Here is a 227-nt window from a genome sequence, read left to right on the forward strand (position 1 = left end):
TCTGGCCTCAGGTTTATCCAGCCGTTATCCAAATCAACGTCACTGAGACGGATATGCAGTAATTGATTCTGTCGCATTCCGGTTCTGCTCAGGGTATCCAACGCAGTTAACCAGAACCATGCCGGTCTAAGAGCGTTACGTCGACCTTCCGCTTTTCCTGAACGTTCATCCTGTTCCATTTGCTCCATCAGAAGATAAATTTTTTTTATCTGCATATCCGACAAGGT

The 227-nt window shown here is 45.8% G+C and carries 1 pseudogene; it reads right to left on the minus strand.

From position 1 onward, the window contains the following. A pseudogene (locus ACSZO4_RS26035) lies at positions 1-227 on the minus strand (site-specific integrase); the annotation flags it as partial.

Origin of the sequence: Phytobacter sp. V91, from assembly GCF_965644225.1 — a bacterium.
Taxonomy (GTDB): domain Bacteria; phylum Pseudomonadota; class Gammaproteobacteria; order Enterobacterales; family Enterobacteriaceae; genus CBFFRJ01.